We start from the raw sequence: 17,711 nt of genomic DNA, 5'->3' as shown, positions 1-17,711 counted from the left end.
GAAAACTGTCCCTCCCCACCCCGTGCACAAGCTCCGCACAGCCTCGGCACCGTACCTCCCAGTACACCCAAGTACGCCTGAACACCCGCGTACGCCCGACGAGTTGGAGCACACATGCCCCAGCACGTGCCCCTCCCGCTGCGCGCCACGTCCCCACCGGGCGCGCGGCATCCGCGACACGACCCCCCACACCCGCGCCGCATCGTGTTCCTCGCCCACCGCGACCTCGGCAATCCGGCCGCGGGCGGCTCCGAGCTCCTGGTCGACCGGCTCGCCGAAGGACTGACCCGCCAGGGCCACCAGGTGACGCTGCTGTGCGGCGGCCCGGCGGCCTACCGCGACTACCGGGTCGTCTCCGCCGGCGGGGAGCACGCCCACTATCTGCGGGCGCGCTCGGCCTTCGCCCGCCAGGTCGGCGACTGCGATCTCCTGGTCGAGGTCTGCAACGGGATGCCGTACCTGGCCCCGCTGTGGCACCGCGGCCCCACGCTCTGCCTGGTCAACCACGTCCACACGGACCTGTGGCGGATGCGGCTGCGCGGACCGCTCGCGCCCGCCGCCCACCTCGGCCGAAGACTTGAGCACTGGGCGCTCTCCGGCGCCCAGCGCCGCAATCTGCTCGTGGCCGTCTCGCCGTCGACGGCCGACGCGCTGCACGCCATCGGCGTGGACCAGGACCGGATCCGCCTCGTGCCGAACGGCGTCGAGGAGCCGGGCCCGACCGCGGACCGCTCCCCGGACCCGCTGTTTCTGGCGATGGGCCGGCTCGTCGAGTACAAGCGGATCGATCTGCTGCTGCGCCTGTGGGAACGGGTGCGTCCCGTGACGGGCGGCCGGCTCGTGATCGTCGGGGACGGCCCCGAAGCACCACGCCTGCGGCAACTGGCGGGCGAGGGCGTCGAGTTCACCGGCCATGTCTCCGAGGCGGAGAAGCACCGTCTGCTCTGCGAGGCCTGGATGCTGCTGCACCCCTCGGCCGTCGAGGGCTGGGGCCTGGTCATCACCGAGGCGGCGGCGCGCGGCACACCGGCGGTCGGCTTCGACGTGCCCGGCGTACGCGACTCCGTCGAGGACGGCGCCACCGGACTGCTCGCACGCGGCGAGTCGGCCTTCGCGGCGGCCTGGTGCACGCTCGCCCTGTCCGGGCACCGCCGCGAGCTGATGGGCAAGGCAGCCCAGGAGCGTGCCTCGGGCTACCGATGGGCGCACACCGTGCGGCAGTTCGGCGCGGTGGCGGCTGAGGCGGTGCGGGGCTGGACGCCATGACGGCCGCGACGGGGGTCGAGGGGCGCGCCGGTTTCCGGGATCCTTCACCGGCCCGCTCGCTCGCGCTCTTCCGCGCGTTCCTGCGTGAGCAGCGCGACCCCGAGACGTGTTACGCGCTGCTCGCCCGGGACGCCGCCGACCAGGTGGAGGCGTACGGGAAGGTGGCGGGGAAGGTCGTCGTGGACGTGGGCGGCGGCAGCGGGCACTTCACGCGCGAGTTCCGGGCGCGCGGCGCGCAGGCCGTCCTGTTCGAGCCGGACACCCGGGAGTTGGGCGCCTCGCCGCCGCAGGCGACAGTGGTGGCCGACGGCTATCTGCTGCCGCTGCCCGACGCGTCGGCCGACGTCACGTTCTCCTCGAACGTCCTGGAGCACGTCGCCGACCGCGACACGTTCGTGAGCGAGCTGGTCCGGGTCACCAAGCCAGGCGGCCTGATCTACGTCGCGTTCACCAACTGGCTGTCCCCGTGGGGCGGTCACGAGTGGGCGCCCTGGCACTACCTGGGCGCCGACCGCGCGAGTGCCCGCTACCGGCGGCGTACCGGCAGGGCGCCCAAGCACACCCTCGGCGAGAACCTCTTCGCCCACCACATCGGTCCCACCCTGCGCCATGTGCGCGCCCGCGACGACGTGTCGGTCGTCGCGGCGCGCTCCCGCTACTGGCCGTTCCTCGCGGAGGCGGTCACGCGGGTCCCCGGCGTGCGCGAGTTCGCCACCTGGAATCTCCTCCTCATCCTTCGGCGGTGTCCCCCGTGACGACCATGGTCCAGGCCCCACCCGCCGCGGCGACGCACCCGGACCCCGAGCCGGGCCCGCGTCCGCGCCGCTGGCTGTTCGCGTTCTGGGCCGTGTTGTTCGTCGCGTTCTGCGCGGCGGCGCCAGGGCGTGCCACGTTCGAGACGAAGCTCGGCGTCTCGCAGGACCCCTGGAAGTTCCTCGGTGACCTCGGGGAGCTGTGGCACGACAGATCCGGCTTCGGCGGGATCGCCGACCAGTACATCGGCTACGCGTTCCCGATGCTGCCGTACTACGGCCTGACCGACCTGTTGCAGGTCCCGGTGTGGCTGGCCGAGCGGCTGTGGATGTCGATCGTCGTGACCGTCGCCTTCTGGGGAGCGCTGCGCCTCGCCGAACGCCTCGGCATCGGCACTCCGGGCAGCAGGCTGCTCGGCTCGGTGGCGTACGCGCTGTGGCCGACGTTCACGATCGTCGTCGGCTCGACGTCGGCGGCGGCGCTGCCGGGCGCGTTCCTGCCGTGGGTACTGCTTCCGCTGACCAACCCCCGTACGACAGCGCGCGTTTCGGCGACCCGGTCGGCGCTCCTGATCCCGTTCATGGGCGGTGTGAACGCGTCCTCGACGCTGGCGTCCCTCCTCCCCGTGGGCCTGTATCTGCTCTCCCGGCCGCCGTCCGTCCGCAAGCGCCGCCAGATCGCCTGGTGGCTCCCCTCGGTGGTCCTGGCGACGGCCTGGTGGACGATCCCGCTGATCCTGCTCGGCATCCACGGCGAGAACTTCCTCCCGTACGTGGAGAGTTCGCAGACCACGACGGAGACGATGTCCGCGACGGAGACGCTGCGCGGCTCCGGGAACTGGGTGGCGTATCTGCACCTGGGCGACGCCTGGCTGCCCGCAGGGTGGGCCGTGGCGACGTCGGTGGTCGTCATCGTCTGCTCGGCGCTGGCCGCCGCGGTCGGTCTCGCGGGCCTGGCGCGCCGCGACATGCCGGAGCGCCGCTGGCTGCTGCTCACGGTCATGGCGGCGGCCCTCATCACCCTTGCGGGATACGGGGGTTCGCTCGGCGCGCCCTTCCACGACACGGTGCGGTCGTGGCTCGACGGGGGCCTCGCCCCGTTCCGCAACGTCTACAAGTTCCAGACCGGCCTGGCACTGGCCCTCGCGCTCGGCATCGTCCACCTCGTGGGCGTGGCCGCCAACCCGCGCGGCGCCCGCCCCGTGCGCGCCCGCCGCCACGCCACGCTGATCGCGGCGATCCTCATCGTGCCGGGCCTCGCCTGGCCGTACCTCAACGGCTCGATCCTGCAACCGGGCGCGTTCCAGAAGCTCCCCACGTACTGGGAGACGACGGCCGGCTGGCTGAAGAAGTACTCGCCGGACTCCCGCGCCCTCGTCGTGCCCGCGACCGCCCACGGCGTCTACACCTGGGGCTCCCCCATCGACCAGCCGCTCGACGTGCTCGCCGACTCCCGCTGGGCGCAGCGCGACTACGTCCCGTTCGGCACACGCGGCAACCGGCGCGCCATGGACGCCGTCGAACAGGCCCTGATGAGCGGAACCCAAGTACCCGGGCTCCAGGACTACTTGAGCCGGGCCGGCCTGCACTACGTGGTGGTCCGCGGCGACCTCGACCCCGACCAGTTCGGCTACGTCCCCACGGCCACGGTCAAGCGCACGCTGTCCGAGTCGGGCTATGAGCGGGTGACCGGGTTCGGCCCGCTGGTCACGGGCGGCCGCATCGCAGAGAAGACACCGGTCCAGATCGAGGGCCTGTACCCGCGCAGCCGCGCCGTCGAGATCTACGCGCCGCGGGACAACGCGGACCGGCCAGGCCAGGCGGGCCTGCTCCCGGTCGGGAATACGGCGGAGGTCAGCGGCGGCCCCGAGGCCCTGCTCCGGCTCTCGTCCGATCCGTCCTTCCTGAACCGCCCCGCCGTCCTGACCGGCGACAACCACCCCGGCATCGGCAACCCCGCCCTGCGGATCGCCGCCGACGGCCTGCGCCGCGCCGACACCCGCTTCGGCCTGGTCAACACCAACACCTCGTACCCGTACACGCCGAAGGAACGCAACAGCCCGAACGCCGCGGAGAACCCCGGCGAGCAGCCGAAGCAGATCCTCCCGAGCGACGGCGTGGCCCATCAGACGACGGCCGACATCCAGGGCGCCCGCTCGGTCACGGCGTCCTCCAGCGGCAACTGGCTGCTGCACCTACCCCAGTTCGACCCGGTGAACGCCTTCGACAAGGACCCCGACACGGCGTGGGCGGAGGGCTCCCCCGACTCCGCCAAGGGCGAATGGGCGCGCATCGACTTCTCCGGGCCGACGCGGATCCCCGCCACCATCCACCTGACACCGCTGCCGCAGGACAACGTGCGGGCGGCCCCGACCCGCGTACGGATCGAGACGGACAAGGGCTCCACGACGGCCGCCATCCAGCCGAACGGCAAACGCCAAGAGGTCAGGGCCCCTACAGGCACGGCCAATTGGCTGCGCGTGACGATCCTCGACACGCAGCGCGCCCGCCCCGGCCTGTCCGGCGCCGGCTTCACGTCCATCGACGTCCCCGGCGTCAGGGCGACACGCGCGCTGCGCCTCCCGGCCGACTCCCAGCAGGCCGACCAGTACTCCTTCCACCGCGCCACGAGCGACGGCGGCCTCACCCTCACCGACACCGAGCGCTCCCTGAACCGCGTCTTCACGACGACGGGCGAGTCCACGTACGACTTCGAGGCGACGGCCGCGCCCGCCCCAGGGTCCGCGCTCGACGAACTCCTCTACGACGTGGCCCCCGACCAGCGCCGCAAGATGACGGCGAGCGCCGACTCCACGGCCGAGCTCGGCCTGAACACCACACCCCGCAACCTCACCGACGGCGATCTGACGACGGCCTGGATCGCGGGCGACGACCCCACGATCCATCTGCGCTGGCCGGACAAGCAGCCCGTCTCCACGCTCGTACTCGCCGGGGCCGGCGGCCTCACCACGCGCCCCGAGAAGATCGAGATCAGCAGCCCGGACGGCGCGGCGGTGGCCGGCGTCGACGAGAACGGAGTGGCCCGCTTCGACCCCATCACCACGAACCGCCTGGACATCACCATCACGAAGGCGGCCCCGCTCAAGGTCCACAACCCGGTCGCCGACAAGCGCCTGCAACTCCCGGTGGGCCTCACCGAGGCCTACATCCCGACCCTCGACGCCTACCGCGTCCAACAGCCCACGCCCGACCGGAAGTTCAGCCTCCCCTGCGGCAAGGGCCCGGCCGTCACGATCGACGGCACCCGCCACCGGACCTCGGCGAGCGGCACCCTGCGCGCGCTGACGGAACGCCGCCCGGTCACGGTGAAGCTGTGCGGCGACGCCCTGGACCTCCCCGCGGGCCCGCACACCCTGAAGACCTCGCCCTCGGGCCCCCTCACCCTCACGGACATCACCCTCACGAATACGACGGCCTCCACGGAGGCGGCGCCCACCGTCCGCGGCCTCACGGTCCGCGACTGGCTCGGCGACCGCCGCGAGGTGCAGGTCGACGCGGGCGAGGCGACGTACCTGACCATGTACGAGAACGCCAACGACGGCTGGGAGGCGACCCTCGACGGCAAGAAGCTGTCCTCGCTGCGCCTCGACGGCTGGCAGCAGGCGTGGCTGATCCCCGGCGGAGCGAGCGGCACGGTCAAGCTCTCCTACGAGCCGGCCAGCACGTACGAGATCGGCCTGTTCGCGTCCGGCGCGGCACTCCTGGCACTCGGCGCGCTGTGCCTGTGGCGCCGCCGGGACACGGAACAGACACTCCCCGAGCCCCCGCCGCCCCCCGGCTGGATCATCGGCACGGCCCTGCTCACAGCCATCGGCATCGTGATCGCGGGCCCCTGGGCGGCCCTGGTCCCGGCCCTCGCCCTCCTCGCCTGGAAACGCCACGCCCTCCTGGTACCGATCGCGTTCGTGGCGATGACGGCGGCGGGCGTGATGGCGGCGACGGGAGCGGGCGAGCCGGTACGGGAGGGCGCGGGCGCGTACGGCACGGCGGCCCAACTCCTGGCGTTGATCGCCCTGTTCGCGGCACTGGCGACGTTCACGCCGCCATCTGCGGCCCATGAAGCGCAAGGCCCGCCAAATCAAGCCCCTCCGGCGATTGAGGAGCGGGGTCCGGGGCAGAGCCCCGCGACCTCGACCGAGTCGACCGAACCCCCACGGAAGGGCGCCACGACATGACCACGCTGGACCGCCCGGCAGACGGCAAACGGACCACCCGCATCCCCTTCCCGACCGTCGACGAGGTCTCCCGCCACTGCCTCCAGGACCGCGAACCCGAAACCGTCCACATAGAGATCCACCTCACCGCCCGCCCCGACCCCACCCGCCTCACCCGCGCCTTCACCGACGCCCTCCACCACCACCCCCGCATCCTCATGCGCGAGGCCCCCCGCCCCTGGTACAGCAGCCGCTACGAGTGGGAACTGACACCGACCCCGGACGTCCCACCCGTCTCCTTCCCGGCCCGCACCCCGAACGCCCTGCACGAGGCCCGCACCCGCTCCCTCGCCGACGCCCCGCCCCTCACCGCTTCCCCACCCATCCGCCTGGAGGCGGTGGAGGACCCACAGACCCGCACCACCGTCCTGTTCGTCACGATCAACCACACGGCTCTCGACGGCCCCGCCTGCCTGCGCGTCATCGCCACCGCGGCCGAGCTCTACTCCGGCCGCGACAACTCCCCGCCGCCCACCGCGCCCCCGCTCCTGAGCCCCCGCCCCCCGCAGCCCCCGCCCTCCCCCTGGTCCCGCCCGGCCCGCGTCTCCCCCGGCACCCCGGACCCCCGCCCCGGCAACGGTCTCCTGGTCACCGAACTGTCGGTGCCCCGCCGCCCGAAGGGCGCCCCGTACACGGTGAACGACCAGCTGATGGTGGCCACGGCCCGCACGATCGCCGACTGGAACGAGGAGCACGGCACGCACCACGCCCGCCGCCCCCTGCGCGTCACCATGCCGGTGGACGACCGCCCACGCGACACGACGATGCCCATCGGCAACGGCACCCGCCTGGTCGAAGTGGCCCTGACCCCCGCCGAGTTGAGGTCGCCGACCCCCGACCTCCTGCGCCTCACCGCCACCCGCACCGCGGCCCTCAAGTCCCAGCCACGCCCCCAACTCGGCCACGGCGCCGCCCTGTTGACCAGCCCGTACGCCCCGGTGGCCTGGCGCGCCGCCGCCACCCGCGCCCTGCGCACGGCGGCGGCCCCGTGGACGTCGACGACCCTGCTCAGCAACATCGGCCGCATCCCGTACCCGCTGGACTTCGGCGACGGCGGCCGCGCACGCGCCGTCTGGTTCTCCGCCCCGGCCCGCATGCCGCGCGGCCTCACCTTCACGACGGCGTCCACGGCGGGCCGGCTCCACCTGGCCCTGCGCTGGTCGCGCACCCTGCTCGGCCCCGGCGACGGGGCCCGCCTGCGCGACCTGTTCGAGCAGCACCTCCACGCGACGCAGGAGGAGGCACCATGACCACGCACCCCGAACTCGAAGCCCCGCCGAAGGACTTGAGGGACTTCTACGAGAACCCGGCGGTCCCGGTGGCCTCCGGCACTCCCCGCACCCGCCGCCAGGCCCGCATCCTCGCCGACGCCCTGTCCGGCACCCGCCACGCCACCGTCCTGGACATCGGCTGCGGCGACGGCACGGCCGCGGCCACCACCGCCCGCCTCCTCCCCGGGCCCGAAGGACACCGCCTCATCGGCGTCGACTGGTCGCAGGACGCGCTGCGCCGTGCGGCCCGCCGCGTCCCCGATGTCGTACGCGGCGAACTCACGGGCCACGGCCTGCCGTTCGCGGACGCGTCCGCCGACGCGGTCCTCCTCTCCGAGGTCGTCGAGCACCTCGTCGACCCCGACGCGGCGCTCGACGAGATCCGCCGCGTCCTGCGTCCGGGCGGCCATCTGATGCTGTCCACCCCGAACCTGGCCGCCTGGTACAACCGGGCGCTGCTCGTCGCCGGAGTGCAGCCCGTCTTCTCGGAGGTGAGCCTGCGCGCGATCCACGGCAGGCCCGGCACCGAGGTCGTGGGCCATCTGCGCCTCTACACTCCGCGCGCCCTGAAGGAGTTCGTCGCCGCTTCGGGCTTCGATGTCGTACGCCTCGCAGGGGCGCCGTTCCATGGGGTGCCCCGCCCGCTGCGCCCCCTCGACCGGCTCGTCTGCGCGGCCCCGTCCCTCGCCTCGATCCTTCTCCTGCACGCGCGAAGGACGTGAGAGGCGATGCCCGCCGTGGCATGGGGAGTCGGCGCGGCACTGCTCGCCAACACGCTCTACAGCGTCGGCTTCGTCCTGGAGAAGCGGGCCCTCACCCGGCTGCCCGAAGTGAGCGTGCGCCGCCCCGCCCACCTCCTGCGCCAGGTGGTGACGAGCCCGCTGTGGCTGGCCGGATCGATCGCCCTGGCCTCCGGCTTCGGCGCCCAACTGGCCGTCTACAGAACGCTTCCCATCGCCGCCGCGCAAGGGATCTTCGTCTCGGGCCTGGTCCTGCTCCTGCTCCTGTCGGCCCGGCTCCTCGGCGAACGCACCTCGGGCCGCGAGCGCTACGCCATCGCCGCGATCCTGGCGGCGCTGCTCATGGTGGTGCTCTCGCTCCAGGGGAACGAGGAGAACGCCGACGCGGTGGGGCAGAGCTCCCCCGCGCCCCTCATCCTCTTGGTGTGCGTGCCCTCGCTGGCGGCGGGCCTGTCCCTGTACGCCTCCGCGGAACGCCGCGCGCGGCACCGCCACCGGCTCCCGACCACGGGCGTCGAGTACGGGGTCGCGGTGGGCCTGCTCTACGGGGTCAGCTCGCTCGCCATCAAAGGTGTGTCGGGCGTGCTCCCGGACGTCCCGGCCCTGTTCGCCTCGCCGTACCCGTACCTGCTGCTGTGCACGGGCGCGTTCGGGCTCGTCATGTCGCAGGCGGCTCTCCAACGCTGCCGCGCCTCGCTGATCGTCCCGGTGTGCACCACGGTGACCTGCCTGTTCACGGCGGTCCTCGGCACGCTCGCGTTCGGCGAGTCGCTCCCCCACGAGCCGGTGCCCCTGGCGCTGCGCGTGACGGGCACCGCCCTCGCGGTCGCCGTACTCCTCCTGATGCCGAAACACGACGCCCCACAAGAACCCGCCCGAGAACCAAGGGAGTTGCTCCCGCATGAACCCTGAAGACCCCCTGCTCAAGATCCTCGCCTGCCCCCTCGACAAGGGCCCCCTGCTCCTGCTGCCCGCACCGGAAGGGGACGCCGGCGACAGCCTCTACAACCCCCGGCTGCACCGTCGCTACCCCATCGTCGACGGCATCCCGCAGCTCCTCCCGTCGTCCGGCGAACAGGTCCCGGAAGGCGAGCACGAGCAGCTGCTGCAACGGGCCGAGCAGGCGAAACGGACGCTCCCATGACGACGCTCGCCGCCCGGATCGCCCCCTGGCTGCCCGCCCGGCTGACCGCGGCGACGGCCCGCGCCCTGTACCCGCGCTTCGAGCCCGAGCTGACCCGGCTCGCCGACATGCTGCCCGCCGCGGGGACCTGCGGCACCGCGGTCGACGTCGGCGGCTGGTACGGCCCGTGGACCCACCGCCTCGCGGGCCCGGCCCGCCGCGTGATCACCCTGGAACCGGTCCCGCACCTGGCCCGGGTGCTCGCCGCCTCCGCGCCGGCGAACGTAACGGTCGTCCGGGCCGCCGCCAGCGACCGCCCCGGCACGGCCCCGCTGTGGCAGCCGCCGCACGACGAGCGCGGCGAACGCGGGGTGTCGTCGCTCGTCCGCCGAGACGACCTGCACGCACCGACCGGCCGCACGGTCCCCTGCGTCACGCTCGACGAACTCACCCTGCACGACGTCGACTTCATCAAGGTCGACGTCGACGGGGCGGAGCTGTCGGTGCTGCGCGGCGCCCGCGCCCTGCTCGCCCACGACCGGCCAGCACTCTTCATCGAGCTGGAGACCCGCATCCAGCCGATCGCCCCGGTCGTGGACCATCTGCGCGCCCGGGGCTACGAGGGCTGGGTGCTGCCGTCCGCCAGCCCCGACACGGACTGGCTGCCCCTGCCCTCCTACGATCTGGCGGCCCATCAGCGCGGCACCGCCCACATCGCCTCGCAGGGCCTGCTGCGCCGGGCCCTCACCCCGGCCGGACACCGCCCGCGGTACGTGAACTCGGTGCTGTTCCTGCCGGACGGGCGGGCCCCCGGCGACGTACGCCACCATGGAGCGCATGCCCGGACGCCCCACTGAGCCCTTCACCCCGCTGGACTTCCAACTGGTCCTGCTGCGCCGCATGGCCGACCACAACCCGGAGCTCGTGGAGAGCGCCCGCGCCGACCTCGGCGTCTCCGTCGCCGACATGCGGGAGGCGAACCGCCGCTGGCAGGCGAAGCTGCACTCCCGCCACCCGCGGGCGGCGGTCTCCCGCTACCGGTCCGTGCTCGGCGCCCCGGAGCGCACCCTGATCCGCAAGGTCGGCGCCCTGGAGTGCGAGGCGCTGCTGTGGCCGGTGCCGCTCTGGCCCGACCTGCGCTTCGAGGTGCTGCTCGCACCGACGGGCGGGATCTGGAACGAGTGGCTGATCCGCACCCCGGGCGCCCCGGGCCCGGCTCTGCGCACCGTCGCCGATCTGACGCCCTGGTCCTGCACGGTGGACGAGGCGGCCCGCGCCTTCGCCCCCGCCCGCCCCCTCGAAGGTTCGGCGCCCACCCGCTGGGGCCTGGCGTTCCGCGCCCCGGACGAGGCGGGGACGCCGCGCGAGGTGCGGGCGGAGTTCACGTGGGGACTGCTTCAGCGCTGGTACGAGGCCTGAGATTCACCCGCGAGGCCCATACGGAATACGAACACAAGAAACGAACAGGGGCGCAGTTGTTCCCTGGAACAGGTGGTCGTCGCCGAAGAGTTTGCATGGGGCCCAGGTGAACAACGATGCTTACGGAGCGCAAGCAACGGGCTGCAGACCGTAGCGACCGCATCGCGATGCACATCTCAAGTCCCAAGTCCCATATGCACTTTGCATCATCGGTGCACATTGCATCATCGCTAGGAGAACGCGTCACATGAACGTCATCACCGACATCGTCGCCGGCCTCGCCCACTTCCTCGGCTGGCTGGTGTAGCACCGTCGGACACCGAAGCGGCGCCGTCTCCCACGTCCCACGGGAGGCGGCGCCCCGGTGTGTGCGGACCCGGCCGGCCTACTTCAGCGAGCGCCCTCCCCCGCGCGAGCGCAGGATGCCAGAAGGGTCGCCGCCCGGCGAGCCGGTCCGCGCTCTCGGGAGGATCCGCCATGACCGCCAGTCTGGAGCAGTTGCGCCGCTGCCACTTCGCCGTCGATCTGGGTGCCGCGCGCACCCGCGTGTATGTGAAGGGCGCCGGCCTCGTCGTCGATGAACCGAGCGCGGCGGCGGTCAACACCCGCACCGGCGCGCTGATCGCGGTCGGCGAGTTCGCCGAGAAGATGACGGGCCGCACCCCGCACTACATCCGCGTCGTACGCCCCGTCTCCGGCGGCACGGTCGTCGACATCGAGATGGCCCAGCGGATGCTGCGCCACCTGCTCGGCGACAAGCTCCGCCGCACCCTTCGCCGCAAGCCCCGCCTTCGCGCCGCGGCCGCCGTGCCGCACGACGCGGACCCGCTGGCCCAGCGCGCCGCCGTCGAGACCCTCGTCGGCCTCGGGGCCCGCCGCGTGGAACTGGTCGACACCCTGATCGCGGCGGCCGTCGGCTGCGGCCTCCCGGTGGAGCAGCCCGAGGCCACGATGATCATCGTCTGCGGCGCGGCCACCACCCAGATCGCGGTCCTCTCGCTCGGCTCGATCGTGACGGCGGCCCGCATCCCCGTCGGCGGCGACGCCATCGACCACGCCGTGGTCCAGCACCTGCGCCAGCACCACGCGCTGATGCTGCCGTCCCAGTCCGTACGCCCCTTGCAGCTCGCCCTGAGCGGCAACGGCCTCACCCCGCAGGGCCCGGAGCAGACCGAGATCCACGGCCGCGACGTCGCGACGGGCCTGGCCCGCTCGGTCCACGTGGACACCGCCGCCGTCCGCAGCGCGATCCACACCCCGCTGACCGCCGTCCTCGACGGCATCGGCAGGGTGCTGCGCGACTGCCCGCCCGACCTGGTCGCCGACCTCACGGACCGCGGCATCATGATGGTCGGCGGCTCCGCCCTGCTGCCCGGCCTCGACCAGATGCTGCGGTCCGCGACGGGCGTCCCGGTACACATCGCCGAGCGCCCCGACGTGTGCGCGGTGCGGGGACTCGGCGAGATGCTGGAGGGCCGGATCCAGCCGATGGCCCTGAACCCACTGGCCGACTGACCGGGCACCGCGATGCACTCCCCGGACACTGACCCGCCCGGGGGTGCTGCGTCCGGGCGGAGGGCGTGGCGGGGGTGCGGGGCGGGTGGGGCGTGCTTCGGTGAGGGCGATTCGTCCCCGGAGCGGAGCGTGGTCCGATGCTGCTGTCCTTGCACGAGCGTGAGCGTCTGATGATCTATACGGCCGCCAAGCTCGCGGCCGAACGCAGGGACCGCGGTCTGCGGCTCAACCTTCCCGAGGCCACCGCCCTGATCACGTCATTCCTGCTGGAGGGCGCGCGCGACGGCAGGACCGTGGCCGACCTGATGGAGGCCGGGCGCGATGTCCTCGGGCGCGAGGACGTCATGGAGGGGGTGCCCGAGATGCTCGCCCAGTTGCAGGTGGAGGCGACCTTCCCGGACGGGACGAAGCTGATCACCGTGACGGGGCCGGTCTCATGACCACCCGGGGCGAGCACCCCAGCGACGATCCCGGTGCGGCGGCCGGGAGCGGCGGGCCCCAGCACCCGCACAGCGGCACGGCCCCGCCGAGCCCACCCCGGCGTGCCGGAACGGGCGAGCGGCAGGCGCCCCGTGAGCACTACACGGGCTCGCGTCCGCACCTGGACCGGCCGTTGGTGCCGGGCGAGATCCTGTACGGCGACGGCCCCGTGGTGATCAACGAGGGCCTGGACGTCCTCACCCTGCGGGTCGTCAACACCGGGGACCGCCCGGTACAGGTCGGCTCCCACTACCACTTCGCCGAGGCGAACCCGGCGCTGGAGTTCGACCGGCGGGCGGCCTGGGGCAGGCGGCTCGGCGTACTGTCCGGCGGCTCGGCGCGGTTCGAGCCGGGAGCGGTCGTGGAAGTGGCGTTGGTACCGATCGCGGGCCGGCGGATCGTCGCCGGTCTGCGCGGAGAGTGCGGGGGGCCGCTGGATGACTGAGGTACCGCGCGGCGAGTACGCGGCGGCGTTCGGCCCGACCACCGGGGACCGGATCCGGCTCGCGGACACCAATCTGTTCATCGAGGTCGAGGAGGACCGCTGCGCCGGGGGCGACGAGGCGGTCTTCGGCGGCGGCAAGTCGGTCCGCGAGTCGATGGGGCAGTCCCGCGCGACCCGCGCCGAGGGCACCCCCGACCTGGTCATCACCGGCGCCGTGGTCCTCGACCACTGGGGCGTCGTGAAGGCCGACGTGGGCATCAGGGACGGCCGGATCACCGCCCTGGGCAAGGCCGGCAACCCGGAGACCATGGACGGGGTCCACCCCGATCTGGTGATCGGCCCCTCGACCGAGATCGCCGCGGGCAACGGCATGATCCTGACCGCCGGAACCATCGACACGCACGTGCACTTCGTGGGCCCCGACATGTTCGAGGAGGCCCTGGCCGCGGGCACGACGACCGTCGTCGGCGGCGGCACGGGACCGACCCAGGGATCCCTCGCGACCCTGGCGACGCCCGGCGCGTGGTGGCTGGAGCGGATGCTGGAGTCCTTCGAGCCGTGGCCGGTCAACGTCCTGTTCCTGGCCCGCGGCAACACCGTCTCCCGCGAGGCCCTGTGGGAGCAACTGCGGGGCGGAGCGGCCGGGTTCAAGGTCCACGAGGACTGGGGCGCGACCCCGGCGGCGGTCGACTCGGCGCTGAGCGTCGCGGACGAGGCGGGCGTACAGGTCGCCATCCACAGCGACACCCTGAACGAGGCCGGGTTCGTCGAGGACCTGCTGGCCGCAGTGAAGGGCCGTACGTTCCACGCGTTCCACACCGAGGGCGCGGGCGGTGGTCACGCGCCTGACATCATCCGTATCGCCGGGGAGCCGTACGTCCTGCCCGCCTCCACCAACCCGACGCGGCCGTTCACGCGGAACACCATCGCGGAACACCTCGACATGGTGATGGTCGCCCACCATCTCAACCCGCAGGTCCCCAACGACCTGGCGTTCGCGGAGAGCCGCGTGCGGGCCGGGACCATCGCGGCGGAGGACGTGCTCCAGGACATCGGCGCGTTGTCGATCATGTCCTCGGACGCGCAGGCGATGGGCCGGATCGCCGAGGTCGTACCCCGTACCTGGCAGACCGCGCACCGCATGAAGGAGCTGCGCGGCGCCCTGCCCGGCGACGGCCGGGCGGACAACCACCGGGCCCGCCGCTACATCGCGAAGTACACGATCTGCCCGGCCGTCGCGCACGGTCTGGAGCGCGAGGTCGGTTCGGTCGAGCCGGGCAAGATGGCGGACCTGGTGCTGTGGCAGCCCGCCCTGTTCGGGGTGCGGCCGAACATCGTGTTCAAGGGCGGCATGGCGGCCGTCGCCGCGCTCGGCGACCCCAACGCGTCCGTTCCGACGCCGCATCCGGTGTTGCCCCGCCTCGGGTTCAACGCGAAGAGCCCGTCGGCCGCGTCGACCAGCGTCGCGTTCGTCTCGCCCATCGCGATCGAGGAGGGCCTGAGCGAACGCCTCACGCGGGTCACACGCCCCCTGGTGGCCGTGGAGAACGTACGAGGACGCGGCAAGACCGACCTGCCGGAGAACACGGCACTGCCCCGCATCGAGGTCGACCCCGACACGTACGCCGTGCACGTCGACGGTGACCTGATCGAGCACGAACCCGCCGACGAGCTGCCGCTCACGCAGCGCTACTTCCTCTTCTGATGACCGGCGTGCCGCCCGCCCTCGGCTCGCTCTCCGCGCTGCTCCTGCTCACCGACGGACGCTTCCCCGCCGGATCGCACGCGCATTCCGGCGGCCTGGAGGCAGCCGTCGTCCTGGAGGGCGTGCGGGACATCGCCGGTCTTGAGGCCTTCCTGCGCGGCCGGTTGGCGACCGTCGGGACCGTCGCCGCCGCCTTCACCGCCGCGGCCTGCGCGGCAGGTGCGGGCATGGAGGCGCTGCGCACGCTCGACGACGAGCTGGAGGCGCGCACCCCGTCCCCGGCCCTGCGCCTCGCGTCACGACGGCTCGGCCGTCAACTCCTGCGCTCGGGACGCAAGGTGTGGCCGCACAGCACGCTGGAGGAGCTCGCCGCGGCCCTGCCGAAAGGACCCCATCAGCCGGTCGCGCTCGGCGCCGTCGCCTCGGTCGCCGGGCTCGAACCGGCGGCCGCCGCACGGGCGGCGGCGCACGACGCGGTCGTGGGGCCCGCGACCGCCGCCGTCCGGCTGCTCGGCCTCGACCCGTTCCTCGTGTACGCGCTGCTGGCCCGCCTCGGCGGACAGCTCGACGAGGTGGCCGCGGACGCGGCCGCACAGACACACGTCCCGCCCGGTGAACTGCCCGCCTGGGGAGCGCCGTTGCTGGACGTGTCCACCGAACGCCATGCCACCTGGGAGGTGCGTCTCTTTGCCTCATGACCACGTAAGCGTCGCTGTCCACACGGACGGCACCCCGGACACCACGGGTACGCCGTACACGCCGGGCGCCCCGGAGCGGTCCGGCGGGGCGCTGCGGATCGGGATCGGGGGCCCGGTCGGCTCCGGCAAGACCGCGCTCGTCGCCGCCCTGTGCCGTGCGCTGAGCAGCGAGTACGAGCTGGCCGTCGTGACCAACGACATCTACACGACGGAGGACGCCGACTTCCTGCTGCGCCACGGCGTGCTGCCCGCGGAGCGGGTCAGGGCGGTCGAGACCGGATGCTGCCCGCACACCGCGATCCGCGACGACATCTCGGCCAATCTGGAGGCCATCGAGGACCTGGAGGGCAGCCTGCCCCCGCTGGACCTCGTCCTGGTGGAGAGCGGCGGCGACAACCTCACCGCCACCTTCAGCAGCGGCCTCATCGACCGGCAGATCTTCGTCGTCGATGTCGCGGGCGGCGACAAGGTCCCGCGCAAGGGCGGCCCCGGAGTGACCCGCGCGGATCTGCTCGTCATCAACAAGACCGACCTCGCGGAGCAGGTGCGGGCCGACCTCGGGGTGATGGACCGCGACGCCCGCGCCCAACGCGGCGAGCTGCCGGTGCTGTTCACCTCGCTGACCGGGGACCCTGGCGCCACGACGGTCGCCGCCTGGATCCGGGACCTCCTCGCGGTGCGCGTCCGCTGATGCGCGCCCGCGCCGAACTCGCCGTCGCCCTGGCACCGGCCGCCGACGGCCGGACCCGCAGCCGGGTGTCACGGCTGCGGTCGGACGGCCCCGTACTGCTGCGGCCGTCCATCGCGACCGGCGCGGAGCCGCTGCGGCGTTGGGCCCTGGACGGCCCTGGCACGGCCCGGGTGGCGCGGGTGGCGGGCGCGGGCGGCCCGCTCGGCGGCGACGACCTGCGGCTGCGGGTCGACGTCGGCCCCGGGGCGGCCCTCGTCCTTCGGGACGTGTCGGCGACCGTCGCGCTGCCGGGGCCGCACGGCGACATGTCCCGTGCGGACACGACGGTACGGGTGGGGCGCGGCGCCACCCTGGTCTGGCTCCCCGAGCCGGTCATCGCGGCACGCGGCTGCGACCACCGCGTCAGCACCCGCATCGACCTGGGCCGGGGCGCCCGCCTCGTCGTGCGCGAGGAACTGCTGCTCGGCCGGTACGGCGAGGCGCGCTCCCCCGGCACGGTGCGCCAGCGGCTGCGCGTCTGCGTGGAGGGGCGGCCCGTGCACGACCAGGAGATCGCGGTCGGCCCCGGCGCGCCCGGCTGGCAGGGTTCCGCCGTCACCGGCGGCCGACCGGCGCTGGGCAACGTACTGGTCCTCGATCCCGAGTGGGGCACCGGCCGGTACGCGCGCCCGCCCGTCGAGGCGCGAACGGACGCCGCTCTCCTGCCCCTGTCCGACACCGCGGTGCTCCTCACGGCCCTCGCCGACGACGCCCTCGCGCTCCGGCACGCACTGGACGCGAGCCTTGCCGGGCTGGAGAACGACGAGAACGACGACCCATCGACGGAAACCGCCCCCGCCGCCCAAGTGCTGCTCAGTCGTCCAGGGTCGCGATGACGTCGGCCAGCCGGTGCAGATGGCGGGTGAGGTCGGCGCGTTCGGCGGGCGGGATCCGGGTGAGGATCCGGGTCTGACGCTCGCGCAGCCCCGCGCGTACGGCGCTGACCTGGTGGACGCCGTCCTCGGTGAGACCGACCAGGACCCGGCGCTCGTCGGTGGGCGAGCGCCGACGGGTCACGCTGCCCTTGTTCTCCAGCTGCTGGAGCATCCGGGTCGCGGTGGGGACGCTGACTTCGGCCGCGGCGGCCAGCCGCCCGACCGGGAGCTCCCCCTCCTTCGCGAGCGGGTCAAGGAGGGCCAGTTGAGCGGGGGTCAGGCCCGAGCTCGCCTGGCTTGCCACCGACCTGGCGCGGCGCATCGCGTAGAAGAGCGCGTCCGCGGCCTGCGCCAGCTCCTCCACTTCGTCGTCCGCCGTGGCGCGTGTGCCCAGTTCGGCGCTGTCGCTCGGGGTTCGCTTGTTGGCTCCATCCATGACTGTTAGCCTACTAAATGA

The 17,711-nt window shown here is 73.4% G+C and carries 17 protein-coding genes; 16 read left to right on the top strand and 1 reads right to left on the bottom strand.

Annotated features, from left to right (window positions below; translation table 11 throughout):
* Window positions 1-114: 114 nt before the first annotated feature.
* The 16 genes from ACFYWS_RS20860 (at window position 115) to ACFYWS_RS20785 (ending at window position 17,215) form a co-directional block, all read left to right on the top strand.
* Window positions 115-1,266: a glycosyltransferase family 4 protein gene (locus ACFYWS_RS20860; RefSeq protein WP_389278511.1), complete on the top strand. Its 1,152-nt coding sequence runs from the start codon at window positions 115-117 to the stop codon at window positions 1,264-1,266.
* Window positions 1,263-2,021, top strand: a complete 759-nt coding sequence (locus ACFYWS_RS20855) for a class I SAM-dependent methyltransferase (RefSeq protein WP_389278508.1) — start codon at window positions 1,263-1,265, stop codon at window positions 2,019-2,021. The genes ACFYWS_RS20860 and ACFYWS_RS20855 overlap by 4 nt, the downstream gene beginning before the upstream one ends.
* A 5-nt stretch (window positions 2,022-2,026) precedes the next feature.
* Window positions 2,027-6,214, top strand: a complete 4,188-nt coding sequence (locus ACFYWS_RS20850; RefSeq protein WP_389278856.1) for an alpha-(1->3)-arabinofuranosyltransferase family protein — start codon at window positions 2,027-2,029, stop codon at window positions 6,212-6,214.
* Window positions 6,211-7,503, top strand: coding sequence for a condensation protein (locus ACFYWS_RS20845; protein WP_389278505.1), 1,293 nt, complete (start codon window positions 6,211-6,213; stop codon window positions 7,501-7,503). The genes ACFYWS_RS20850 and ACFYWS_RS20845 overlap by 4 nt, the downstream gene beginning before the upstream one ends.
* On the top strand, window positions 7,500-8,246 hold the full coding sequence (locus tag ACFYWS_RS20840; protein ID WP_389278502.1) for a class I SAM-dependent methyltransferase: 747 nt from the start codon (window positions 7,500-7,502) through the stop codon (window positions 8,244-8,246). The genes ACFYWS_RS20845 and ACFYWS_RS20840 overlap by 4 nt, the downstream gene beginning before the upstream one ends.
* A gap of 6 nt (window positions 8,247-8,252) precedes the next feature.
* Window positions 8,253-9,176, top strand: a complete 924-nt coding sequence (locus tag ACFYWS_RS20835; protein ID WP_389278499.1) for a DMT family transporter — start codon at window positions 8,253-8,255, stop codon at window positions 9,174-9,176.
* Window positions 9,166-9,408 carry a Trm112 family protein gene (locus ACFYWS_RS20830; protein ID WP_389278496.1) on the top strand — a complete coding sequence of 81 codons (243 nt, stop codon included), beginning with the start codon at window positions 9,166-9,168 and terminating at the stop codon, window positions 9,406-9,408. The genes ACFYWS_RS20835 and ACFYWS_RS20830 overlap by 11 nt, the downstream gene beginning before the upstream one ends.
* Entirely contained in the window at window positions 9,405-10,244 is an 840-nt protein-coding gene (locus tag ACFYWS_RS20825) for an FkbM family methyltransferase (RefSeq protein WP_389278493.1), read from the top strand. The genes ACFYWS_RS20830 and ACFYWS_RS20825 overlap by 4 nt, the downstream gene beginning before the upstream one ends.
* Complete coding sequence (locus ACFYWS_RS20820; RefSeq protein ID WP_389278490.1) at window positions 10,225-10,806, top strand: hypothetical protein; 582 nt, start codon at window positions 10,225-10,227, stop codon at window positions 10,804-10,806. Before ACFYWS_RS20825 ends, ACFYWS_RS20820 begins: the two co-directional genes overlap by 20 nt.
* 477 nt (window positions 10,807-11,283) lie before the next feature.
* Complete coding sequence (locus ACFYWS_RS20815; RefSeq protein ID WP_389278487.1) at window positions 11,284-12,321, top strand: rod shape-determining protein; 1,038 nt, start codon at window positions 11,284-11,286, stop codon at window positions 12,319-12,321.
* Between the two features lie 137 nt (window positions 12,322-12,458).
* Complete coding sequence (locus ACFYWS_RS20810) at window positions 12,459-12,761, top strand: urease subunit gamma (protein ID WP_389278484.1); 303 nt, start codon at window positions 12,459-12,461, stop codon at window positions 12,759-12,761.
* Window positions 12,762-12,934: 173 nt separating this feature from the next.
* Window positions 12,935-13,246, top strand: coding sequence for an urease subunit beta (locus ACFYWS_RS20805; protein ID WP_389278853.1), 312 nt, complete (start codon window positions 12,935-12,937; stop codon window positions 13,244-13,246).
* Window positions 13,239-14,951, top strand: a complete 1,713-nt coding sequence (locus tag ACFYWS_RS20800) for an urease subunit alpha (RefSeq protein ID WP_389278481.1) — start codon at window positions 13,239-13,241, stop codon at window positions 14,949-14,951. Before ACFYWS_RS20805 ends, ACFYWS_RS20800 begins: the two co-directional genes overlap by 8 nt.
* Window positions 14,951-15,649 carry an urease accessory protein UreF gene (locus ACFYWS_RS20795; RefSeq protein WP_389278479.1) on the top strand — a complete coding sequence of 233 codons (699 nt, stop codon included), beginning with the start codon at window positions 14,951-14,953 and terminating at the stop codon, window positions 15,647-15,649. The genes ACFYWS_RS20800 and ACFYWS_RS20795 overlap by 1 nt, the downstream gene beginning before the upstream one ends.
* Window positions 15,639-16,340 carry an urease accessory protein UreG gene (gene ureG, locus ACFYWS_RS20790; protein ID WP_389278476.1) on the top strand — a complete coding sequence of 234 codons (702 nt, stop codon included), beginning with the start codon at window positions 15,639-15,641 and terminating at the stop codon, window positions 16,338-16,340. Before ACFYWS_RS20795 ends, ureG begins: the two co-directional genes overlap by 11 nt.
* Window positions 16,340-17,215 (top strand): urease accessory protein UreD, encoded by an 876-nt coding sequence (locus ACFYWS_RS20785; protein ID WP_389278473.1) that lies wholly within the window; start codon window positions 16,340-16,342, stop codon window positions 17,213-17,215. Before ureG ends, ACFYWS_RS20785 begins: the two co-directional genes overlap by 1 nt.
* On the opposite strand, the gene ACFYWS_RS20780 is transcribed toward ACFYWS_RS20785, so the two are convergent.
* Complete coding sequence (locus tag ACFYWS_RS20780) at window positions 17,193-17,690, bottom strand: MarR family winged helix-turn-helix transcriptional regulator (protein WP_389278471.1); 498 nt, start codon at window positions 17,688-17,690, stop codon at window positions 17,193-17,195. The genes ACFYWS_RS20785 and ACFYWS_RS20780 overlap by 23 nt on opposite strands.
* Window positions 17,691-17,711 lie beyond the last annotated feature (21 nt).

Source organism: Streptomyces sp. NPDC002795, assembly GCF_042888725.1.
Classification (GTDB): Bacteria; Actinomycetota; Actinomycetes; order Streptomycetales; family Streptomycetaceae; genus Streptomyces.
The sequence above is the reverse complement of the archived record's forward strand: the minus strand, read 5'-3'. Positions and strand labels throughout refer to the sequence as shown.

Coding starts and splice junctions, on each gene's coding strand:
- ACFYWS_RS20860 (WP_389278511.1), top strand. CDS start 115: ATGCCCCAGCACGTGCCCCTCCCGCTGCGCGCCACGTCCCCACCGGGC.
- ACFYWS_RS20855 (WP_389278508.1), top strand. CDS start 1,263: ATGACGGCCGCGACGGGGGTCGAGGGGCGCGCCGGTTTCCGGGATCCT.
- ACFYWS_RS20850 (WP_389278856.1), top strand. CDS start 2,027: ATGGTCCAGGCCCCACCCGCCGCGGCGACGCACCCGGACCCCGAGCCG.
- ACFYWS_RS20845 (WP_389278505.1), top strand. CDS start 6,211: ATGACCACGCTGGACCGCCCGGCAGACGGCAAACGGACCACCCGCATC.
- ACFYWS_RS20840 (WP_389278502.1), top strand. CDS start 7,500: ATGACCACGCACCCCGAACTCGAAGCCCCGCCGAAGGACTTGAGGGAC.
- ACFYWS_RS20835 (WP_389278499.1), top strand. CDS start 8,253: ATGCCCGCCGTGGCATGGGGAGTCGGCGCGGCACTGCTCGCCAACACG.
- ACFYWS_RS20830 (WP_389278496.1), top strand. CDS start 9,166: ATGAACCCTGAAGACCCCCTGCTCAAGATCCTCGCCTGCCCCCTCGAC.
- ACFYWS_RS20825 (WP_389278493.1), top strand. CDS start 9,405: ATGACGACGCTCGCCGCCCGGATCGCCCCCTGGCTGCCCGCCCGGCTG.
- ACFYWS_RS20820 (WP_389278490.1), top strand. CDS start 10,225: ATGCCCGGACGCCCCACTGAGCCCTTCACCCCGCTGGACTTCCAACTG.
- ACFYWS_RS20815 (WP_389278487.1), top strand. CDS start 11,284: ATGACCGCCAGTCTGGAGCAGTTGCGCCGCTGCCACTTCGCCGTCGAT.
- ACFYWS_RS20810 (WP_389278484.1), top strand. CDS start 12,459: ATGCTGCTGTCCTTGCACGAGCGTGAGCGTCTGATGATCTATACGGCC.
- ACFYWS_RS20800 (WP_389278481.1), top strand. CDS start 13,239: ATGACTGAGGTACCGCGCGGCGAGTACGCGGCGGCGTTCGGCCCGACC.
- ACFYWS_RS20795 (WP_389278479.1), top strand. CDS start 14,951: ATGACCGGCGTGCCGCCCGCCCTCGGCTCGCTCTCCGCGCTGCTCCTG.
- ACFYWS_RS20785 (WP_389278473.1), top strand. CDS start 16,340: ATGCGCGCCCGCGCCGAACTCGCCGTCGCCCTGGCACCGGCCGCCGAC.
- ACFYWS_RS20780 (WP_389278471.1), bottom strand. CDS start 17,690: ATGGATGGAGCCAACAAGCGAACCCCGAGCGACAGCGCCGAACTGGGC.